At 62.9% G+C, this 20,065-nt stretch carries 17 protein-coding genes and 2 pseudogenes; 3 read left to right on the plus strand and 16 right to left on the minus strand.

Going from position 1 to position 20,065, the window contains the following annotated elements:
* Window positions 1–233: pseudogene (locus tag ABNX41_RS17310) on the minus strand (transposase); the annotation flags it as partial.
* A 170-nt stretch (window positions 234–403) separates the two neighbouring features.
* Entirely contained in the window at window positions 404–1,213 is an 810-nt protein-coding gene (locus ABNX41_RS17315) for a transglutaminase-like domain-containing protein (protein ID WP_438670958.1), read from the minus strand.
* 867 nt (window positions 1,214–2,080) lie between these two features.
* Here ABNX41_RS17315 and ABNX41_RS17320 point away from each other — a divergent pair.
* Window positions 2,081–3,124, plus strand: coding sequence for a fatty acid desaturase (locus ABNX41_RS17320; protein ID WP_438670959.1), 1,044 nt, complete (start codon window positions 2,081–2,083; stop codon window positions 3,122–3,124).
* Between the two features lie 92 nt (window positions 3,125–3,216).
* Here the strand turns inward: ABNX41_RS17320 and ABNX41_RS17325 are convergent, their stop codons facing one another.
* The 5 genes from ABNX41_RS17325 to ABNX41_RS17345 all read right to left on the minus strand — a co-directional run bounded on the left by ABNX41_RS17325 (window position 3,217) and on the right by ABNX41_RS17345 (window position 4,899).
* Window positions 3,217–3,489: a DUF982 domain-containing protein gene (locus ABNX41_RS17325; RefSeq protein ID WP_438670994.1), complete on the minus strand. Its 273-nt coding sequence runs from the start codon at window positions 3,487–3,489 to the stop codon at window positions 3,217–3,219.
* Between the two features lie 116 nt (window positions 3,490–3,605).
* On the minus strand, window positions 3,606–3,812 hold the full coding sequence (locus ABNX41_RS17330) for a cold-shock protein (RefSeq protein ID WP_438670960.1): 207 nt from the start codon (window positions 3,810–3,812) through the stop codon (window positions 3,606–3,608).
* Window positions 3,813–4,019: 207 nt separating this feature from the next.
* Window positions 4,020–4,202, minus strand: a complete 183-nt coding sequence (locus ABNX41_RS17335; protein WP_438670961.1) for a hypothetical protein — start codon at window positions 4,200–4,202, stop codon at window positions 4,020–4,022.
* Between the two features lie 159 nt (window positions 4,203–4,361).
* The gene (locus ABNX41_RS17340) at window positions 4,362–4,538 is read right to left on the minus strand and encodes a hypothetical protein (RefSeq protein ID WP_438670962.1); all 177 of its coding nucleotides are present in this window, start codon (window positions 4,536–4,538) and stop codon (window positions 4,362–4,364) included.
* A 67-nt stretch (window positions 4,539–4,605) separates the two neighbouring features.
* Entirely contained in the window at window positions 4,606–4,899 is a 294-nt protein-coding gene (locus ABNX41_RS17345; protein ID WP_438670963.1) for a hypothetical protein, read from the minus strand.
* Window positions 4,900–5,331: 432 nt separating this feature from the next.
* On the opposite strand from ABNX41_RS17345, the gene ABNX41_RS17350 reads away from it, so the two are divergent.
* Both ABNX41_RS17350 and ABNX41_RS17355 read left to right on the plus strand, forming a co-directional pair.
* Window positions 5,332–5,466 carry a hypothetical protein gene (locus ABNX41_RS17350; RefSeq protein WP_438670964.1) on the plus strand — a complete coding sequence of 45 codons (135 nt, stop codon included), beginning with the start codon at window positions 5,332–5,334 and terminating at the stop codon, window positions 5,464–5,466.
* A gap of 59 nt (window positions 5,467–5,525) precedes the next feature.
* Window positions 5,526–13,916, plus strand: coding sequence for a glycoside hydrolase family 94 protein (locus tag ABNX41_RS17355; protein WP_438670995.1), 8,391 nt, complete (start codon window positions 5,526–5,528; stop codon window positions 13,914–13,916).
* Window positions 13,917–14,022: 106 nt separating this feature from the next.
* Here ABNX41_RS17355 and ABNX41_RS17360 read toward each other — a convergent pair whose 3' ends face one another.
* The 9 genes and pseudogenes from ABNX41_RS17360 to ABNX41_RS17400 all read right to left on the minus strand — a co-directional run bounded on the left by ABNX41_RS17360 (window position 14,023) and on the right by ABNX41_RS17400 (window position 19,979).
* Window positions 14,023–14,346 (minus strand): MBL fold metallo-hydrolase, encoded by a 324-nt coding sequence (locus ABNX41_RS17360; RefSeq protein ID WP_438670965.1) that lies wholly within the window; start codon window positions 14,344–14,346, stop codon window positions 14,023–14,025.
* 83 nt (window positions 14,347–14,429) lie between these two features.
* Window positions 14,430–14,561: pseudogene (locus ABNX41_RS17365) on the minus strand (IS5/IS1182 family transposase); the annotation flags it as partial.
* A 545-nt stretch (window positions 14,562–15,106) separates the two neighbouring features.
* The gene (locus ABNX41_RS17370) at window positions 15,107–16,834 is read right to left on the minus strand and encodes a SulP family inorganic anion transporter (protein WP_438670966.1); all 1,728 of its coding nucleotides are present in this window, start codon (window positions 16,832–16,834) and stop codon (window positions 15,107–15,109) included.
* A gap of 67 nt (window positions 16,835–16,901) precedes the next feature.
* Window positions 16,902–17,234 (minus strand): protein tyrosine phosphatase family protein, encoded by a 333-nt coding sequence (locus ABNX41_RS17375; RefSeq protein ID WP_438670967.1) that lies wholly within the window; start codon window positions 17,232–17,234, stop codon window positions 16,902–16,904.
* Between the two features lie 13 nt (window positions 17,235–17,247).
* Window positions 17,248–18,132 carry an MBL fold metallo-hydrolase gene (locus ABNX41_RS17380; RefSeq protein ID WP_438670968.1) on the minus strand — a complete coding sequence of 295 codons (885 nt, stop codon included), beginning with the start codon at window positions 18,130–18,132 and terminating at the stop codon, window positions 17,248–17,250.
* A 41-nt stretch (window positions 18,133–18,173) separates the two neighbouring features.
* Window positions 18,174–18,608: a DUF6691 family protein gene (locus ABNX41_RS17385; RefSeq protein WP_438670969.1), complete on the minus strand. Its 435-nt coding sequence runs from the start codon at window positions 18,606–18,608 to the stop codon at window positions 18,174–18,176.
* Window position 18,609: 1 nt separating this feature from the next.
* A complete protein-coding gene (locus ABNX41_RS17390) occupies window positions 18,610–19,038 on the minus strand; it encodes a YeeE/YedE family protein (protein ID WP_438670970.1) in 429 nt (142 codons plus the stop codon).
* On the minus strand, window positions 19,035–19,247 hold the full coding sequence (locus tag ABNX41_RS17395) for a YgaP family membrane protein (RefSeq protein WP_438670971.1): 213 nt from the start codon (window positions 19,245–19,247) through the stop codon (window positions 19,035–19,037). The genes ABNX41_RS17390 and ABNX41_RS17395 overlap by 4 nt, the downstream gene beginning before the upstream one ends.
* Before the next feature lie 69 nt (window positions 19,248–19,316).
* The gene (locus tag ABNX41_RS17400; RefSeq protein WP_438670972.1) at window positions 19,317–19,979 is read right to left on the minus strand and encodes a Crp/Fnr family transcriptional regulator; all 663 of its coding nucleotides are present in this window, start codon (window positions 19,977–19,979) and stop codon (window positions 19,317–19,319) included.
* Window positions 19,980–20,065: the final 86 nt, after the last annotated feature.

Consider the following 20,065-nt stretch of genomic DNA (forward strand, 5'->3'; position numbering starts at 1 on the left):
GGGGATGCGGTTCAACTGGTCATAGATGAACAGCTTCAGCAGCACCGCGGGATGATCGCCGGGACGGCCCGTCCGCGCTGGCGCGAAACGCGCGAACCCGAGGCCTTGCAAGTCCAGTTCGTTGACGAAGAGGTCGACAACCCTGACCATGCTGTCCGCGTCGATCCGGTCGTCCAACCGATGGGGAAACAGGGAAGCCTGATCGCGCTCGTGTCCTCGATGAACCCTGCCATCTCGACCTCCCAAAACCACGGCAAAGTCTGACACAGAAGAGAGTTCCCACACTCCCGCGGCCACAGACTGCCGGTCGGCCTCGACCCATGTTGCGCGAACGCATTCCCCGAAGCGGTCACTCGACTGATGCCGCAGCGGAATCTTTTCCAAGGCTGTGGCGATATTGCTTTCACTCTGCCACTTCGTAGGTCCAGACGCGAAAGGATTTCAGGACATGGGGGCCGAATGAATTGATCAGGGGAACGTCGGTTGCGTCACGCCCCCGCGCCACCACGATCCGGCCGATCCGCGGCTTGTTGTTGCGGGGATCGAAAGTGTGCCACGCCCCATCAAGCCAGACTTCCATCCATGCACTGAAATCCATCGGATCGACCACCGGCACACCGATATCGCCCAGATGTCCGTTGACGTAGCGGGCGGGAATATTCAGGCACCTGCAAAACGTCACCGCAAGATGCGCAAAATCGCGGCACACGCCGATGCGCTCCTGCCAGGCCTCGAATGCCGTCCGTGTGGCGCGGGCCTGCATATAGTCAAACTGGATATGTCCGTTCACATAGTCGCAGATCGCCTGAACCCGACCCCAGCCGGGTGCGACTGCACCGAAGAGATCCCAGGCCGTCTGGCTGAGCCGGTCCGTTTCGCAATAGCGGCTGCCCATCAGGTAGACGAGGCAATGGTCAGGAAGATCGATCACCGGAACCTCCCGCGCTTCGGGCAGGACACGGTCAGGCAGACCGCTGTCGGCGATGGTTGCATCGCCCCAGATCGTCAGATCCCCGGCGGGCGCGGTCAGCCTGCGACAGCGGTTCCCATAGAGGTCGAGATAGGTCGAATTCGCCAGCCCGGCAGGGGTCGTGAAAAAGGTCTCGGGCGTGCGCAGATCTGCCGCGCGATCTTCGTGCACTGCGAGAAGGCAGACCAACGGCGTGGGCTGTGGGCAGGTGAGTGCGATTTCGTAGCCATAGCGTATCAGCATCGGGCCTCCGATTTATGAGCCTGTAACGAGATCCGGGCCCTGGGCAGAGGGAACGGAGGGATGGGATATGAAGTTGCGAGAGGACGTCCCCCACGCCCGGAAACACTATGCCGACTGTAGAGGCGACTGTGGTGACTGCGCCTTCGGAACTATGGTCGCGATCACGGGCAGGTTCCAACGAGGTTGTGCGTCGGCGGCGCGGCGGTCAAGAATATTCGTGAATCCTTCGATCGGCGGGGTCGGCAATTGGAGCTTGCATGTCGAAATCCGATGCTGACGACACCTACATGCACCCTATCGTGGAGAAAAAGTCCCGTCTCACGGCGCTGCTTGCTTCCAGGATTCGCCATCCTGACCCGGCGCCAGGTCAGGATTTCCGACTTTGTTCCGCAGCATAGCTATCCGCCTCTGGTTGCGGGCGCGAATCCGCGCGATAATGCATGGATATCCAGCAGGCTGCTCCCGTACAGATGGCTGGAAGTGCGGCTGCTCGTGGAGCCTTGCCCATCCCGATCCGCAGAATGCTTTTGGGCAGAGGGTGGAGCGCCACTGCGCATATTCATCCAGCAGACGACGTATTTTCCGATCGAGAACTGCACCCGCTTCGAGATGATGGCAATTTCGTTCTCCATTGCGGCTTCTGCGGCGATATGACCATGCTACATCCTCGGCTCCGGAAACTGCGGCGAGGAGGGCGAAGCAGGTGGTTCGCCGACAGCGCATCGCAGGTGGCAATGCATTGTTGGTTGAAACCCCACCTATGCCCGCTAACCGGAAGGGGCCTGAACAGACCGCTGACGTAATGGCCTTTTTCCAGGGCCGGAGAACTCTCCCTCACATTGTCGGAGAGAAGATGTATAGGCACAGATGACAGATCAAACAGGTCGGCCCAGTTCCGTGCCTCCCCGCAATGCGCGCGCCTGGCTCAGCGCCCTCGCGCGCTACCGCGAACCGACGATGGCGCGCAGCCTCTTTGAGTTGGCGGTAACGCTGGTGCCGTTCGTCGCGCTTTGGGTGCTGGCTTGGGCGGCGCTTTCAGTGAGTGCCTGGCTGGCGCTGGCCCTGGCGCTTCTGAACGGTGCGTTCCTCGTCAGGATCTTCGTGATTCAGCATGACTGCGGGCATGGCTCGTTTCTGTTGAACAGAAATGCACAGGACTGGCTCGGTCGCAGCCTTGGCGTTCTGACCCTGACACCCTATGCCGTTTGGAAGCGCACCCACTCGATCCATCACGCGCATCATGGTGACCTTGATCACCGCGGAATCGGTGATGTGCTGACCCTGACCACAGGAGAATACCGGGCCCGCCCGGCTTTCGGCCGCCTCATGTATCGTATGTATCGCCATCCGATTGTGCTGTTCCTGCTGGGGCCCAGCTACCTGTTCATGCTGCAAAACCGGCTGCCGTTCGGCTTGATGAAATCGGGCTGGCGATACTGGACCTCGGCCATGGGCACCAATGCGATGATCGCAATCGCACTGGCCCTGATGATATGGTTCGGCGGCCTGATGCCGGTTCTGATGATCTTCCTGCCCACCTCTATCGTGGCGGCGACAATCGGGGTCTGGCTGTTCTACGTTCAGCACCAGTTCGAAGAGACCCACTGGTCCCGCGGAGAGCACTGGCAACTCCATCATGCGGCGCTCGAGGGCAGTTCACATTATGTGCTGCCGCAACCGCTGCGCTGGCTGTCCGGCAATATCGGCATCCACCACGTCCATCACCTGTATTCCCGGATTCCATTCTACCGGCTGCCAGAGGTCCTCCGGGATCACCGCGAATTGGCCGAGGCTCAACGCCTCACCATCAGCGAGAGCATTGCCGCGATTCGGCTGCATCTCTGGGACGAGGCTGAGGGCAGGCTGGTGTCCTTTGCCGAGGTTCGAGCGAAGTCCGGGCTGAGGCCATGACCTGCGACGAGGCCAATATCCAGTCGCCGTCCGTAGTGAACAGGGACTGAATGCGCAGCACCAATCCCGGGCCAGCGGGTGCATATCGTAGCTTACGCGGCCTGACGGCGGGAAAGGGCAATGAGATCTTCAGGAACGAAGCCCGCAGTGCGGGCCGCGGCGATGAACGCGCGCCGCGCGGTTCCGACCGATCCTATGCAGTGCATGGCCGCATCAACATGACGAAGCGCCCGTTCGCGAGCGTCATCCGACACTGGCCACTTTCTGGCCAGCCAGTATTTTGCCTGCTCTATGGTATTGATTTTTTGGACGTCGCCATCTGGCGACATGACAAAGGACAGGGGTTCCCCCCAGTGGATTTCTATCAAGTCAACTCTTTCAGGGAGAAGAGAACCGGCACATTCGCAATATGCGAACGGTTCAGGGAGACGAGCGGGTCCGGACTGCGCCGATCCCACCCGTGGCGTCAGGGCGCCTGGGCTCAGGCGAGCGTGAGGTTCGTCGCCGATTCACGGCCATTGCGGTCGCGCTCGATGTCGAACGAGACGGCCTGACCGTCATCAAGGCCGCGCAGTCCGGCGCGCTCCAGGGCGGTCGCATGAACGAAGACGTCCTTGGACCCCCCTTCGGGAGCGATGAAGCCGAAGCCTTTGGTGGAGTTGAACCATTTCACGGTGCCATTGGCCATCGTGATATTCCTTTTCAAGATGCTGCCCACACAACGTAGCAGCCCGGCAAAGCTGAAGATCGAATGCTGAGCCGAAAGGAACAGGTCCGAAAAAAACATATGCTCGTTACATATAGGGCAAGGAGCATGAAATTGCGAGGGGTATTTGGGCAGCCCCGACAATTAACCCCAGCCCACCGCGCAGGCAGGGCAGTTTTGCCGACCGCGTCAGCCGCCGGGCTCTTCCTTCAGGCGCTTTTCCGGGCCTGCGTCAGCGCCCGCATTCTCTTCGGCCGTCGGCTTGGACGCCGACTTTCTTCCCCAGACGGGTTTCCGGTATGATCGTGGCGCCGCTTTCTGGCTGAGAAATTCGGCCAGGTTGAAAGGCTCTTTAGGCGTGGAGTATCCCATATATCTTCTCCTGATTTGCGAAGCAAAGCGGCGGAGCGGGCTCCGCCGCCTTACCTTCCCGGCTACTCTTTCTTGATGGGTGCGGACGAGCTGCATCTTAGCGTCGCCTTGTCCCACCAATTCACACGGGAACCTTGGCCGCCATGGCGAGGCGGTTTTCTATTCCTGGATCAGCTTGTGCAGCCGAACATAAGGCAGCATCGCACCGCCACCGGAGGACTCGATCTCCATGGCTTTTTCCTCTCGTGCTGAACAAAAGTTCGGCTCTATATTTTTGCTGACGTTGCCGACGGAGCCCGCAGGTATTGCTGCGCAGTATCTGTTCGATTTGTGCATCAAATTCTCCTTCATTTTAAGTGCGCGACTTGCTTCTGGCGACGCCCGAACAAGCAATGGCCGCGTGTCAGCGGCGCGACTTACTCTTCGGCGGAGGGTTCGCAGACAGATCCTCCTCTTTTGCCAAACGAGCCGCACGAAGTGACAGAGTCAATTCATGGCGTTTTCGGGTTTCCGCTTCGACAATATCTCGTGCGGCAACGGTGGTGCGGTCCATGATGCTTTCTCTCGGCGATGAGCGAAGGACCTCTTGCTTCTTTTTCATGTCAGCCAAATCAATCTCCACCTCATGCCATTTCTGCAGATCAGACCAGAAATAACCGCACCGGCAGAAGCCGATGTTAAAATAAAAGAAATCCACAGAGATTTCTCGCCAAGGAGATAAATCACATACTCGCCCGGCCTCTAATCCAGGAAAATTCTGATTTTGTTGATTTAAGTGGAAATCCCAGAAAATCAAGACATGACGAAAATTTAATCCTTACATCTAGCCATGAACCGCTCTAACTGCATGATATAATGCGAACTTGTGGGCTGCCCTTCGCGTCAGCCGTAGTGCTTCTCACTTGAAGGGATTGCTATTAAGGTCCTTTTCCATCATTCTCATGCCAGAGGTTGATCTGGCGTCGAGGAAGCTCCGCTACGCGCCGCTGTCTTGATATCCAATAATTGCCGACGCTTCGCCATCAAGTGAATGCGATGGCTGGTTCGTCCCCCTTCAGCATCTTCGCATCCCGCGAGGACTGAGTGTTCACGTCCGCACTTCGCGGTCGATAAATCAAAGGATAATTTTATGGCCAAGGGAAACAAACGCGGAAATCGTGAGCCGAAGAAACCGAAACAGGTCAGGATCGCCCCGGTTGCGGCGCCTTTATTCGAAAAAGGAACACTCGCGCCCGCGGCGATGCCGAAGAAGAGAAAGGGTTGAACGATCGCCTCGGGGCGGCGTTCAGACGTATTCCTGCCGGAATGGCGAATTCCTGGCAGATGGCGGCCAGCAATATTGTGCTGGGTCATCCTTGGGCGGATACGGCACCTGTTCGTGCGGAACTCTTCAGCGCCGAGCGGCTTGAGCAGCACGCGATCTCTCTGGCGTCTGCGCAGCCGGTGGCTGTCAGGACGAAAAGGGTCCGGAGATTGCGCCGTCGGCTGGACGACAATGCAAGGGTGTTGCTTGCGGCGTGGCGCGCCAGCGCCAGCGAAGTGGCGGCCGGGCGCGAAGTGGTGCCCGCCGCGACCTGGCTTCTGGACAATTACCACCTCGTTGAGGCGCAGATACGCGAAGTGCGCACCGATCTGCCTGATGGATACTATCGTCTTTTGCCAAAACTCGCAGATGGACCATTCGCAGGCTACCCACGCGTCTTTGGCCTGACATGGGCATACGTGGCCCATAGCGACAGCCATTTCGATCAGGACACCCTGCGCCGTTACCTCACCGCCTATCAAACGGTGCAGCCGCTGACGATCGGGGAGCTCTGGGCCGTAGCCATCACCCTGCGCATCGTTCTGATCGAGAACCTGCGCCGCCTGGCGGATCAGATGACGATGGGTCGTGCCGACCGGCTGGACGCTGACGGCCTTGCCGATCGCATCTGCGCCCCGGGCGCGGCGCATTCGGCCCTGTTGCCAGAGGTGGAACGTCGGGCAAGGGAACCTCTGTCCGAGGTTTTTGCCGCCCAGCTTGCCCGTCGGCTGCGGGACCGCGATCCGCGCACCAATCCCGCGCCAGGCTGGCTTGAGGAGAGACTGGCGGCCCAGGATACGACCATCGACACTGTCGTCCGTCACGCACAGGAGCGACAAGGTGCCTCGAATGTCACTCTGCGCAATGTCATCACCGCGATGCGCAGAATTTCTGCGACCGACTGGTCCGATCTGTTTGAAAGCGTGAGCTTGGTTGAGGCAGACCTGCGCGCCTATCCGGGCTATGCAGCCATGGATTTTCCCAGCCGCAATCTTTACCGTAGCGGGGTAGAGGATCTCGCGCGCGGCGCGGCGCTAAGCGAGGGAGACGTCGTCGCTTTGGCATGCGGGCGGGCATCGGCAGCGCCTGCGGGGACGATGCAGGCGGATCCGGGCTGGTCGTTGATCGCGGCAGGGAGACCGGCCTTTGAACAAGAGATCGGCTTTCGTCCCCCTGTCCGCCTGCGGGTTCACAGATGGGGCATCGCGGCGGGCTTGGGTGGCTATCTTGGCGCAATTGCGGTTCTGACGCTGGCGTTGCTGTCGCTTTGCGGGATGTCGATCGCGGGCGGAGTTGTGGGCACGCTCTGGCTTCTGGCCATGATGTTGCCGGCCAGCGGTGTTGCGGTGATGTTGGTTGACCGTTTCGTGGGCGCAGGTGTCGGGGCAACCTTGTTGCCGGGCCTCGACCTGCGGGCAGGTGTATCCTCTGAATTTCGCACTGTTGTCGCGGTGCCGGTGCTGGTCTCCGGTGAAGAGGATCTTCGCGCGCAGATCGAGGCGCTGGAGGTTCATCATCTTTCCGGTGCGGGTGGTGATCTGACCTTCATGCTTCTGACGGACAATGTCGACGCCACGCAGGAGGTCATGCCCGGTGATGCGGCACTGCTGGCCCAGGCCGCCGCAGGCATTGCAGAGCTGAACCGCCGCCATCCGCCTGGCCCGGCCGGCCCGCGTTTCCTGCATCTGCACCGCTCCCGGCAGTTCAATGCCTCCGAGGGCGTCTGGATGGGGTGGGAACGCAAACGCGGCAAGCTGCACGAACTGAACCGCCTGCTGCGTGGTGCAACGGATACCGGGTTCCGCGATGCTGATGGACGAGTGCCCGTCGTTCCTGCCCGCGTGCGCTATGTCATCACGCTGGATGCCGATACGCGGATGCCGCGCGACACTGCGGCGCGCCTGATCGGCAAGATTGCTCACCCGCTGAACCGCCCGGCATTCGAACCGGGCTCAGGCCGTGTGACCAGCGGCTATGGTATTCTGCAACCGCGTATCACCCCATCGCTGGAGCCAGGCTCGCCTGCGACGCTCTACCAACAGGCGACCGCCGGGCCTGGCGGGATGGATCCCTATGCATCGGCGGCCTCGGATCTGTGGCAGGATCTGTTCGGCGAAGGGTCCTTCACCGGCAAGGGCATTTATGACATCGACGCCTTCGAGGCGGCGATGAAGGGGCGGGTTCCCGACAATACCCTGCTGAGCCATGACCTGCTTGAGGGCATTTTCGCCCGCGCGGGTCTGGCCTCGGATGTGGAACTGGTCGAGACCTTTCCCGGCCGTTTTGACGTTGCCGCCCGTCGCCAGCATCGCTGGACAAGGGGTGACTGGCAGCTCCTGCGCTGGCTCTTCGCGCCCGGGGTGCCGGTGCTGGGCCGGGTCAAGATGGCCGATACGCTGCGCCGCTCGCTGATCGCACCCTCGATGCTTGCCGCCCTGACACTGGGGTGGTTGCTGCCGGGGGGTGCTGCGCTGAGCGCAACGCTGCTGCTCATGGTCGCGCTGGCAGTGCCGGTGGTCTGGCCGGCGATCCTCGGGCTGATCCCGCGCCGGTCCGGGCTGGATCTTTCCAGGCAACTGCGCCAGTCGGCGGGCGATCTGGTCCTCGCCGGTCTGCGGGTCGGGCTGGCGGTGACCTTCCTGGCCGATACCGCCTGGCGGATGATGGATGCAGTGTTTCGCACCCTCTGGCGGACCTGTTTCTCGCACCGTCATCTGCTGGGATGGACCACGGCGGCACAGGCCTCGCGCCGGACACGCGCCGGGTTGTGGGATATGTCACGCTTCATGGCGGGCGGGATGGTCCTGGGTGTTTTTCTGGTGGCGGGCGCCGTGACGCTGGCCCCGGCTTCAGCCGCACTGGCGCTGCCTTTCGCCGCCCTGTGGCTCTGTGCGCCGTTCATCGCACTGCGGATCAGCCGTCCATTCATCCGCGCGCATCAGGACACCCTCTCTCCCGATGCTGCGCGTGAGCTGCGAGTGATCGCCCGTGCGACCTGGCGCTACTTTGAGACCTTCGTGGCCGCGGGACACAGCCATCTGCCACCGGACAACCATCAGGAAACCCCGGTGCCGCTGACTGCCGCCCGCACCTCGCCCACGAATATGGGCCTCTATCTGCTGTCCTGCGTGGCCGCCCGGAACTTCGGCTGGATCGGAACTGTCGAGGCGACAGAGAGATTGGAGGCGACTCTTGCCACGATGCAGGCACTGCCGAAGCATCGGGGGCACTTCTACAACTGGTATGGGACGGCGGATGGTCGGGTGCTCAACCCGGCCTATGTCTCATCGGTCGACAGCGGAAATCTGGCGGGGCATCTGATCGCTCTGGCAAACGCTTGCGAAAGCTGGGCAAGGGACGAAGGCTGGCCGGACAGCAACACGCAACGCGCGGGCCTTCTCGATACACTTCAACTTGCGCGGCAGTCACGAAGTGGCGGCGGAGTGCCAATGAGCGGCCTCCTGGACGGGTTGGAGGCCGCAATCCTCATGCCCGGGGAAAGCGTTGCCTGGCCGGCCATCCTTCGTCTCGCCATAAAGGCTAAAGGGGCATTGGCGAACGAACCGTTGGCCGATGATCTTGACGGCTGGTTGCAGGCCCTGAGCGATCAATGCGCGCGCAATGCCCACCCCTATGATCCCGCCGCGCTGCCGCCGCGCCTGCAGGCATTGGCAGCGCAGGCACGTGCCATGGCTCTGGCGATGGATTTCGCCTTCCTGTTCGATGCGGACCGCAAACTTCTGTCGATCGGCTGGTCGCGCGACGACAATGTCCTCGACGAGAGTTGCTATGATCTTCTGGCTTCCGAGGCGCGGCTGGCCAGTCTCTTCGCCATTGCCAAGGGTGATGTGCCGGTGCGCCACTGGTTCCGCCTGGGTCGCTCGGCGACGCCCGCGCGCGGCGGATCGGTTCTGGTATCATGGTCCGGCTCGATGTTCGAATATCTGATGCCGTCACTGGTGATGGAGGAGCCTGCGGGCAGCCTGCTTGATCAAACCAACCGGCAGGTGGTGGCGGGGCAGCGCGCCTATGCACACCGGCGTGGGGTCCCCTGGGGCATTTCGGAATCCGGCTTCAACGCCCGTGATCTGGACATGAACTACCAGTATTCCACCTTCGGTATCCCGGGAATGGGGCTTAAGCGCGGCCTTGCGACTGACCTCGTCGTGGCACCCTATGCGACCGGGCTTGCCGCGATGTTCGCCCCGGTCGAGGCGCGCCGAAACTACGCTGCGCTGGAGGCGGCCGGGGGCCGTGGTCGCTACGGATTTTATGAGGCGCTGGATTTCACGCCATCGCGGCTACCCGAAGGCGAAACAGTTGCTGTGGTGCGCAGCTATATGGCGCATCATCAGGGTATGACCATCGTCGCCATCGCGAATGTTCTGCAGTCTGGCCGCATGCGGGCGCATTTCCATGCCGAGCCGATGATCCGCGCGACCGAGCTTGTCTTGCAGGAACGCATCCCGCGCGACATTCCGGCCGTGAAGCCGCTTCCCGAAGCCGTTGCGGTGCCCGACAGCCCGAGCGCGCTGGATATGCAGCGCATGGCGCTGATCGAAGGCGCCCCACAAGGTCCGCCGGTCAGCCACATCCTGTCGAACGGCAATTATGCGGTAATGCTGACCGCAACAGGTGGCGGCTACAGCCGCTGGGGCGATATCGCCCTGACCCGATGGCAGGCGGATGCGACACGCGACACCGGCGGCACACAGATCTGGCTGCGCGATCCGCAAAACGGTCGGCTGCATTCCGTCGCGGGCGGGGGCGGCGACGACCAGCGTCAGGTGCAGTTCTTCGAGGATCGCGCCGGGTTCTCAAGCGGGCGCGGCACACTGTCCACGGTGATGGATGTGCTTGTTTCGGGCGAGGATGACGCCGAAGTGCGCCTTGTTTCGATCAGTTCCACGTCTCGCCGTCCGCGCGAGGTGGAACTGACGTCCTATGCCGAACTGGCCCTGACCACACCGGCGGCGGATGAGGCCCATCCCGCATTCGCCAAAATGTTCGTGCAGACGGAATACCTGCCGGAATTCGGCGCGATCATCGCGACCCGCAGGCCGCGATCCCCCGATGGGACCCCGGTCTGGGCGGCGCATTTTCTGGTGGTGGAGGGCGAGCTCTCCGCTGCGATGGAATTCGAAACCGACCGCGCAGCCTTCATCGGGCGCGACAATGACCTGCCCTCGGCGCAGGCTCTGGCGGCAGGGAACAGGCTGAGGGGCGGGGTTGGAACCGTGCTCGATCCGGTCTTCGCGCTGCGTCAGCGGGTCAGGGTCCCGGCAGGCGGCACCGTGAAGCTCGCGTTCTGGACCGTGGCCGCACCGACACGGGCCGATCTGCTGGACCTGATCGACCGTCACCATGACCGCAACGCCTTCGACCGCGCCAAGACGCTGGCCTGGACCCAGGCACAGGTTCAGTTGCGCCATCTCGCGATCACACCGGTGCAGGCCACCGGGTTCCAGCGCCTCATCGCACCGATCCTGTATCCGGACGGGCGATTCCGCGCCCGGGCCGACCAGATCGCGCAGGGGGCGGGCAGGCAGTCGGCGTTGTGGCCGATGGGGATCTCGGGCGATCTGCCCATTGTGCTCTTGCGCATCGACGATGCCGCCGACATGGCGCAGGTGCATGAGATGCTGCTAGCGCAGGAGTATTGGCGCGGCAAGCGGCTTGCAGTGGATCTGGTGATCCTGAACGTGCATCCGGCGTCCTACGTGCAGGGCCTGCAATCCGGGATCGAGGCGGCGCTGCGCGGCAGCCGCGCCCCTGATGCGGGCAGCGGGCAAGGGAAAACCCATGCGCTGCGCGCCGATCTGATCCCGGCCGAGGCGCGTGCGCTTCTGATGGCCGTTGCGCGCGTGGTGCTGGTCGCACGGCGCGGGGTGCTGGCGGAACAGATCGCGGTCATCCTGTCGGGAGCGGTCGCGGGCAACAGGATGACCGCAGCAGAACCCACCCGCGCCACAGGTGCGCCGCGTGTCGGGGTTTACCCGACGCAGGATCTGGAGTTCTTCAACGGCATTGGCGGCTTTGCCAAAGGCGGACGCGAATATGTGACCGTCCTTGAAGATGGCAAAACCACACCCGCTCCATGGATCAATGTCATCGCCAATGACGGGTTTGGCTTCCACGTCTCTGCCACCGGCAGCACCAGCACCTGGGCCGAGAACAGCCGGGAGAACCGGCTGACGCCCTGGTCGAACGATCCGGTGTCCGATCCGACCGGCGAGGCTTTCTATATCCGCGACGAGGCGACGGGGGAGGTGTTCTCCCCCACCGCCCGGCCCCTGCACCGACCGGGGCGCCACATCGCCCGGCATGGTTTCGGCTACAGCCGGTTCGAACATGAAGCGGCCGGGATAAGATTCGAACTGCTGCAATTCGTGCCGCTGACCGATCCGGTGAAGATCTCGCGGCTGAGCCTGCGCAACCTGTCGGATAGCCCCCGGCGGCTGACGGTCGTCAGCTATGCCGAGCCGGTGATGGGCAACTCGCGCGCCGCCTCCGCCGCGTTCCTTGCCACCGAATGCGATGCCGAAACCGGTGCTCTCTTCGCGCACAACCCGTGGAACATGGCGTTTCCTGACCGGGTGATGTTTGCCGATCTTGTCGGCACGCAGGCCGGGTTCACCGCCGACCGGACAGGGTTCCTGGGCCGGGGCGGTGATCTGACCGCACCTGCGGCACTGATGCGCGGAGCAAGGCTGTCGGGTGTAACCGGTGCGGGGCATGACCCCTGCCTGGCCCTGTCGCGGACGGTCGATCTGGCGCCCGGCGCCAGCATCACCATCGATCATTTCCTCGGCCAGGCCAGCGCGCCCGAGACCGCGCGCGCCCTGATCTCGCACCTGCGCAGCGCGGATCTCGATGCCGTGCTGGCCGAGGTTGAAGCGCATTGGGAGACTGTGCTCGGCGCCGTGCAGGTCGAGACGCCGGACCGCGCGATGGACATCATGGTCAATGGCTGGCTGCAATATCAGACACTGGCCTGCCGCGTTCAGGCGCGTGCCGGCTTCTATCAGGCAAGTGGGGCCTATGGCTTCCGTGACCAGTTGCAGGACGGCATGGCGCTGACCCTGCCGCAGCCCCGCCGCGTTCGCAGCCATTTGTTGCGCGCCGCCGGGCGGCAATTCCCCGAGGGCGACGTGCAGCACTGGTGGTTGCCGCATTCGGGCCAAGGCGTGCGCACGAGAATCTCGGACGATTGCGTCTGGCTGGCCTATGCCGTCGCGGACTATCTTTCGGTGACCGGCGACGGCGCGGTGCTGGAAGAACTGGTGCCCTTCGTCGAGGGCCCCTTACTGGCCCCGGGCCAGCATGACGCCTTCTTCCTGCCCGAACCTTCGGGGACCGAGGCGACGCTCTGGCAGCATTGCGTATTTGGCCTCGACCGGGCCATCGCGCTGACTGGCACACTAGGGCTGCCGCTGATCGGGACCGGCGACTGGAATGACGGCATGAATCGGGTTGGTGAGGCTGGGCGCGGCGAAAGCGTCTGGCTGGGTTGGTTGCAGCTCGACACTCTGAACCGCTTCATCCCCCTGGCCGAGGTCCGCGATCCGGCGCACGCCATGCGCTGGCAGGCACATGCTGCCAGCCTCCGCACGGCACTGGAGGGGGAAGCCTGGGACGGCGAATGGTATCGTCGCGCCACCTTCGACGACGGGACCTGGCTTGGCTCGGCGAGCGGCCAAGCCTGCCGGATCGACTCCATCGCGCAAAGCTGGGCGGTATTGTCGGGTCAGGCCGATCCGGCACGCGCCACGACGGCCATGGCCTCGGTCGAACGGCATCTGATCCGCCCCGATACGGGCATCGCATTGCTGTTCACCCCACCTTTTGACAATGCAGCCTCCGACTTCGGCCCTGATCCCGGCTACATTGCAGGTTATCCCCCCGGTCTGCGTGAAAATGGTGGACAATACAGCCATGCGGCGATGTGGGCGATATTGGCACGGGCGAAGCTGCGCGATGGTGACGGAGCGGCGCGCCTGTTCGCGATGCTGAATCCCATCAACCATGTGCTGACCACCGAAGATGCCGGACGCTACAAGGTCGAACCCTATGTCGTGGCAGCGGATGTCTATTCGGTTGCGCCGCATGAGGGACGGGGCGGCTGGACATGGTATACCGGGTCTGCGGGATGGATGTATCGCGCTGCGGTCGAGGGCATTCTGGGCATCCGACGCGAGGGTGACCACCTGCGGATCGCGCCGTGCTTGCCTGCACATTGGCCTGGCTTCTCCGCAACGGTGCAGGTGGCCGACACCGCCATCGATATCCGGGTGAAGCAGGGAGACATTGCGCCAGACGGTTTCATAAATGTGGAGGATAACGACACACGGGTGCTGTTGGACGGCGCAAAGCACCTGGTTCGGTTGCACATCCCGCTTCACTCCGTGTGATGGTCGACAATTCGGTCCGGGAAGTCGCGCAGAGTCTCTTTACGATGATGCCTGCTGGAAGTTTCCTGCAGTCACGGTGACACTGACGGCCATTTCGATCAGCGCATCACTGCTGCCATAGCTTCTGCACCTCGACCACCTTTGCGCCGATGGCCGTGGGCGCGCCGGTCTTTTCTTTCAGGTAATGCGCGGCAGAAAAATGGTCGGCATGGGGGTGGGTGTCGAGGATCCATTGCACATGATAGCCCCGGTCAGTGACGAAGCGCAGGATCTCGTCGGCGTGTTCCGTTCCGGTCTGACCGGATTTCTCGTCGTAGTCATTGACCGGGTCGATGATCGCACAGTCCTTCGTTGCGGGGTCGGCCACGACATATTGCACCGACCAGGTGCGCGGATCGAAGAGACCGGTCACTTCGGGTTTGCCGGACATCTGAGGTTCCTTTCGTGGAAGAGTTTTGCCCCTTGCCTGGGCATCATGCGCAAGCCAGTTCAGCACTCCGCTTGCGCCACATCCCTAGACCTGCGCGAACCCGGCCATGCCATGTCGAGGTCAAACCAGATCGTCAGCGACTCGCGGCGCTTGAGCGCTTCGTTGTAGCTCGGCCAGTTGCGGGTCTTGTAGGTCGGCGGGAACGGCCTGCTCATGCTGCTCGCCTATCAGCCTGGATTCAATAGATGAATCCCCTCAGATGATTTGTGCAACATGTATAAACGCCCCTTGCGCAAGAGGGTTTCTGAAGCAGTTTTGCACGCTGTCAGGTGCTGACATGTGTCCGGCCTTTGATGCGGCCATCAACATGCCGCGGGCCGGTATTGTGTTCGCAGGTCGGATTCAGTTCAAAGCCGCGTGCTCAAAGGCACTCTGTTGCACACTGGGCGGATTCAACCGGTCGTCGCAACACCCTCGTTGTTATCATGTTCGAGGACATCCTCGAAGGCTTCAGCGGGCGTTCGCCAGCCGAGAGTTTTGCGGGGCCTGGAGTTGAGCGCATGCGCGACCGCGATCATCGTCTTCAGAAGACCCGCGGGCTCGCATCTTTCGGGGGTGGCCTGCCGTCGCGGTTTCCAGGGCTGCTTTCAGCGCGATATCGTCGGCAGGGCCGCAAACAGGATTTTCGCCTCGGCCCCCTGCTCATGGTGAGCACCATCGCCATAAGCAGGGTCTGGGCCATCCGGTGTGTTTACCCGGCCTACGCACTGGGGCCTGTCGCGGCCAGGCTCTTCCAGGCGTCGTATTGCGACAGGAAGACTTCGCCGTTCAGATCGCGCAGGAAATGTGTGGTCTTGAGCCGGTCCATGACCGGGCCTTTCACTTCCGACAGATGAAGGCGGACCTTCTGCGCGGCCAGTTCCGTGGCCAGCGCCTCAAGGGATTCCAGCGCGGAAAAGTCGATCACATTCACCGCCGAACACATCAGCACCACGTCGCGAATGGCGGGGTCCGCGGCGAGGCGATCCAGCACCATCGTCTCGATGGCGCGGGCATTGGCGAAATAGAGGCTCTCGTCCACCCGCAGCATCAACGTGCCGGGCAGGGTTTCGACCTGATGGCGCAGCACGTTGCGGAAATGCTGGCTGCCGGGGACGAGGCCCACCTCGGCCACATGCGGGCGGGCGGTATTGAGGATATGCAGCAGCAGCGACAGCCCGACCCCGGTCGAAACCCCGGCCTCGACCCCGAAAAACAATGTGGCGAGGATTGTCACCAGCACGCTGGCGAAATCGCGGCGGGAATAGGCCCAGGTCCGGCGCAGGATGGCAGGATCGACAAGGCTGAGGACCGCGACGATGATCGTGGCGGCGAGCGTCGCCTGCGGCAGGAAGTAAAGCAGTGGCGTCAACGTCAGTGCGGCCAGTGCCAGCCCGATGGCGGTGAAGGCGCCCGCCGCCGGGGTGGCGGCGCCCGCGTCGTAATTCACCACCGAACGCGCAAAGCCGCCCGTCACCGGAAAGCCACCCGAAAATGCCGCGCCGATATTGGCGGCGCCAAGGCCGATCAACTCCTGATCCGGGTCGATGCGCTGGCGCTTCTTGGCGGCCAGGGTTTGCGCGACCGAAACACTTTCGACAAAGCCGATGATCGAGATCAGCGCGGCGGGCAAGGCAAGCGTTCCGATCAGCCCGGGCGACAGGCCGGGCAGGGTGAAGGGTGGTAATCCTTGCGGGATGTGGCCGACAATGGCGACGCCCTGTTCATGCAGGCCGAACCCCCAGACGGTGACTGTGGTCGCGACAATTGCAAAGACCGGCCCGGCGCGGGTCAGCAGCGTCGCCAGCCCGTCGCTTGCGCCAAGCCGCCTCAAAGCGGGCTTCATCCCCTTGCGCACCCAGACCAAAAAGACGGTCGAAGCCAGTCCTATCACCAGCGTTTGCCAGTTTGTCTCGCCCAGATGCTGCCAGAGCCGATGCAGGATTTCCGGCAACGTGTCGCCACCACCCGCGATGCCGAAGATATGCCGCGCTTGACCGGCGGCGATCAGCAGGCCCGAGGCGATGATGAACCCCGCGATCACCGGATGGGACAGGAAGTTCGCCAGAAAGCCGAAGCGCAAAAGGCCCAGGCCGATCAGCATCGCGCCCGATAGCAGGGCCAGCGTCAGCGCAGCCACAGCATAGCCCGCCGTGCCGCTTTCCGCCACCTGACCGACTGCGGATGCGGTCATCAGCGAAACGACGGCGACGGGCCCGACAGCCAGCGCCCGGCTGGTGCCGAAGATCGCGTATAGCACGATCGGCAGGACAGAGGCATAGATCCCCGCCTCGGGGGGCAGGCCCGCCAGCATCGCATAGGCCAGCGACTGCGGCACCAACATGATGGTGACGATCACCGCCGCCGTCAGATCGGAAGACAGATCCGATTTTGAATAGCGCCGTCCCCAGTCGAGGATCGGCAGATGGCGGGTCAGGGACAGGCGCATGGGGGGCCGCTTTCGGCAATGGCTGGTCGCGCGCGGCTTCAGGCGCGGGCGAGGCGATGAGGCACGGTCAGGGGGCTATGGCGGCGCTACACAGCATCGAGGATCGGGCGCCGGACCGGCAGTAGGCCAGGACCGGACCTGATGCTGTTCGCATCGCCTCGGCCATGGCGGGGGCCTGACGCGCGAAATCGGAAGGTCCGGCCACGGGCAGATACAGGGCAGTCAGCCCGGCCGCCTGAGCGGCTTCGGCGATCTCGGCAAAGCCGGGCTGGCCGCGCTCTTCACCGTCCGGGCGGTTGCAGACCAGGAGGCGGTAGCCAGCCCGGACGATCTCGGGGATATCCGACAGTTCGACCTGTCCGCAGATCCCGAGCTGGGGCGAGAGTTTCTGGATATCCATGCTATTCCGCCCTTTACAATGCGCCGAGCGGCACCTTGAGGAACCGCTTGCCGGTCTCGTCTTCGGGCGGCAGTTCGCCCGCCTTCATATTGACCTGAAGCGAAGGGATGATCAGCGTCGGCATCTTCAACGTGGCATCACGTGCCTCGCGCATGGCGATGAACGCGTCGCGGGTGCGGCCCTGACCAACATGGATATTGTGGTCCTGCTGTTCGCCCACCGTGGTTTCCCAGGCGATGTCGCGGCCGTTCGGGCCATAGTCGTGGCACATGAAAAGCCGGGTCGCGCGCGGCAGCGCCAGCACCTTCTGGATGCTGTCGTAGAGCGTGCCTGCGTCGCCGCCGGGGAAATCGGCGCGGGCCGAGCCGCCATCGGGCATGAACAGCGTATCGCCGACGAAGGCTACATCACCCATCACATGGGTCATGCAGGCCGGAGTATGGCCGGGGGTGTGGATCGCGCAACAGGCCATGCCGCCGATCTGATAGGTATCGCCGTCATTGAACAGCCGGTCGAACTGGCTGCCATCACGCTGGAATTCGGTGCCTTCGTTGAAGACCTTGCCGAAGGTTTCCTGCACCACGCTGATCTGGCTACCGATGCCGATCTTGCCGCCGAGTGCCGCCTGGATATAGGGCGCGCCCGAAAGGTGATCGGCATGGACATGGGTCTCGATCAGCCATTCGACCTTCAGCCCTTGCGCACGCACAAAGGCGATGATGGCATCGGCAGACTCGTAGCTGATGCGACCGGCGGCATAGTCGATATCCATCACGGAATCGACCACCGCGCAGGCATCCGAGCCGGGATCCTTCACCACATAGGAAATCGTGTTGGTCGCCGGATCGAAGAAGGGCGTGACTTCGGGTTTCACGGTGAGGTCGGCTTTACAGGACATGGGAACCTCCGAATATCAGGTGGCCAGATCGGGCGGCCAGATCAGGCGGATTGCGGGGAGCGGGCGGCGAGGGCTTTCAGACCGTGCGCGATGAAGAGACCGAGGATCATTGACGCAACGAAGGCCAGCGCCTCGGAACGGAGCGTGCCCAGTGCGGGCAGAGCGCCGCCGGGACAGAACCCTGCAATCCCCCAGCCGATGCCGAAGAGGCAGGATCCGGCAACCAGCCTCACGTCGATCAGCTTTGTCTCGGGAAGCTGGAATTTCGGCTCGAACCGCGGCGCCTTGCGGGCAAGCACCAGCCGGTATCCCGGTATGGCAACCGCCAGCGCACCACCCATGACAAAGGCGAGGCTGGGATCCCAAGTCCCGGCGATGTCGAAGAAGTTCAGAACCTTGGCCGGGTTGATCATGCCGGAGGTGGCAATGCCGATGCCGAAGATCAGACCGATGAGCAGTGCGGAAAGCAGGCGCATCTCAACCTCCGATCAGGTGACGGGTAACATAGACGGTGAGGAAGGCGGTTGCCATGAAGCTGAGCGTCGCGGTGATAGAGCGGCGTGAAAACCGGGCATTGCCACAGACGCCATGGCCCGAGGTGCAGCCGCCGCCATAACTTACGCCGAGTCCCACCAGCAGCCCCCCGCCGATGATCGCGGTCATCGACACCGGCACGTCCAGCGCGGGCCAGTTGCCGGTGACGAGCAGCACCAGCCCCGGTGCCAGCACCATGCCCAGAAGCAGCGCCGCCCGCAGCGACCAGTCGCGCATATCGCCGCCGCGCATCAGGCCGGACAGGATGCCGGTCGCACCGAAGATGCGACCGTGAAAGGCCATCAGCAGAACGGCTGCCAGCCCGATCAGCATGCCGCCCGCGAAAGAGGTCAGAGGGGTGAAGCTGGTCATTTCTTTTTCAGCGGGCAGGTGGACAGGCCGAACAGCCTATAGGCCGGACAGGTGGCGAAGGCTGCGGTTAGGATAAGTACGGCCGCCACGACCCACAGCACGGGGCCGAGCACCGGCCAGCCGCCGCCATAGAGCCATGCGATCACCGCTGCGACAATTCCGGCCACCAACCGCAGGATACGGTCGGGCTGGCCAAGGTTCTTGATCATTGGGATACCTCGGGACTGTGTTTCGTGGCATGTGGATGCCACGACCGCAACCTCCCGTCGGTGACTTGGTTACAGTTCCGACTCTCGCGTCAGTTTTTCGAGCGCGGGCCGGTCGATCAGCCGAACCTCGCCCCGGGCCTGTTCGATCCATCCCCGGCGTTGAAACTCGGACAGAGTCCGGCTGATCACTTCCCGCGCCGAGCCGAGCTCAGTGGCAAGTTGCTGATGCGTGGCATGGACGGTATCGCCCTCAGCCATGGCCAGAAGTCGCGTGGCAAGCCGCAGGTCGATGCGCTGAAACGCGATATCGTCGATCAGCGACAGGAGATCCGTCACCCGCCGCGACCATGCCCGCATGACGAAGCCGCGGAAATCGGGCGACATTGCCATCATCTCGTCGAAGGTGGCCCGGGGGATGCCGATGGCCTCGATATCGGTTTCCGCCACGCCTTCGGTTGCCAGATCATCATAGGCCAGCATGCAGGCCGAGGTCAGCACGCAACTCTCCCCCGCGCCGACGCGATAGAGAACGACCTCGCGCCCGGTGTCGGAAACCTGGGTGACCCTGACCTTTCCCGAGACCAGCAGAAGCAGATACCCTGCGGGCTGCCCCGGACCGAACAGCCGCGTTCCCGCCGGGAACTGCAGCTTTCGGCTGTCGCGCAAAAGGGATTTGCGCATCGGGACGGGAAGCTGATCCATTTCTTTGAAATATGCAGTCCAATCGTCCATCTGCTCTCCTGCGTTAATAAGGGTTCTAGCAGTAACGACCGAAAATGGGCAGGGCCGATCAGGCTGTACCCGGTGATGGCCTGTCG

The sequence above is a fragment of the Pseudogemmobacter sonorensis genome, from assembly GCF_042762395.1.
In the GTDB taxonomy this organism is placed as follows: domain Bacteria; phylum Pseudomonadota; class Alphaproteobacteria; order Rhodobacterales; family Rhodobacteraceae; genus Pseudogemmobacter; species Pseudogemmobacter sonorensis.

Coding starts and splice junctions, on each gene's coding strand:
- ABNX41_RS17315 (WP_438670958.1), bottom strand. CDS start 1,213: ATGCTGATACGCTATGGCTACGAAATCGCACTCACCTGCCCACAGCCC.
- ABNX41_RS17320 (WP_438670959.1), top strand. CDS start 2,081: ATGACAGATCAAACAGGTCGGCCCAGTTCCGTGCCTCCCCGCAATGCG.
- ABNX41_RS17330 (WP_438670960.1), bottom strand. CDS start 3,812: ATGGCCAATGGCACCGTGAAATGGTTCAACTCCACCAAAGGCTTCGGC.
- ABNX41_RS17335 (WP_438670961.1), bottom strand. CDS start 4,202: ATGGGATACTCCACGCCTAAAGAGCCTTTCAACCTGGCCGAATTTCTC.
- ABNX41_RS17340 (WP_438670962.1), bottom strand. CDS start 4,538: ATGCACAAATCGAACAGATACTGCGCAGCAATACCTGCGGGCTCCGTC.
- ABNX41_RS17350 (WP_438670964.1), top strand. CDS start 5,332: ATGGCCAAGGGAAACAAACGCGGAAATCGTGAGCCGAAGAAACCGAAA.
- ABNX41_RS17355 (WP_438670995.1), top strand. CDS start 5,526: ATGGCGGCCAGCAATATTGTGCTGGGTCATCCTTGGGCGGATACGGCA.
- ABNX41_RS17360 (WP_438670965.1), bottom strand. CDS start 14,346: ATGTCCGGCAAACCCGAAGTGACCGGTCTCTTCGATCCGCGCACCTGG.
- ABNX41_RS17370 (WP_438670966.1), bottom strand. CDS start 16,834: ATGCGCCTGTCCCTGACCCGCCATCTGCCGATCCTCGACTGGGGACGG.
- ABNX41_RS17375 (WP_438670967.1), bottom strand. CDS start 17,234: ATGGATATCCAGAAACTCTCGCCCCAGCTCGGGATCTGCGGACAGGTC.
- ABNX41_RS17380 (WP_438670968.1), bottom strand. CDS start 18,132: ATGTCCTGTAAAGCCGACCTCACCGTGAAACCCGAAGTCACGCCCTTC.
- ABNX41_RS17385 (WP_438670969.1), bottom strand. CDS start 18,608: ATGCGCCTGCTTTCCGCACTGCTCATCGGTCTGATCTTCGGCATCGGC.
- ABNX41_RS17390 (WP_438670970.1), bottom strand. CDS start 19,038: ATGACCAGCTTCACCCCTCTGACCTCTTTCGCGGGCGGCATGCTGATC.
- ABNX41_RS17395 (WP_438670971.1), bottom strand. CDS start 19,247: ATGATCAAGAACCTTGGCCAGCCCGACCGTATCCTGCGGTTGGTGGCC.
- ABNX41_RS17400 (WP_438670972.1), bottom strand. CDS start 19,979: ATGGACGATTGGACTGCATATTTCAAAGAAATGGATCAGCTTCCCGTC.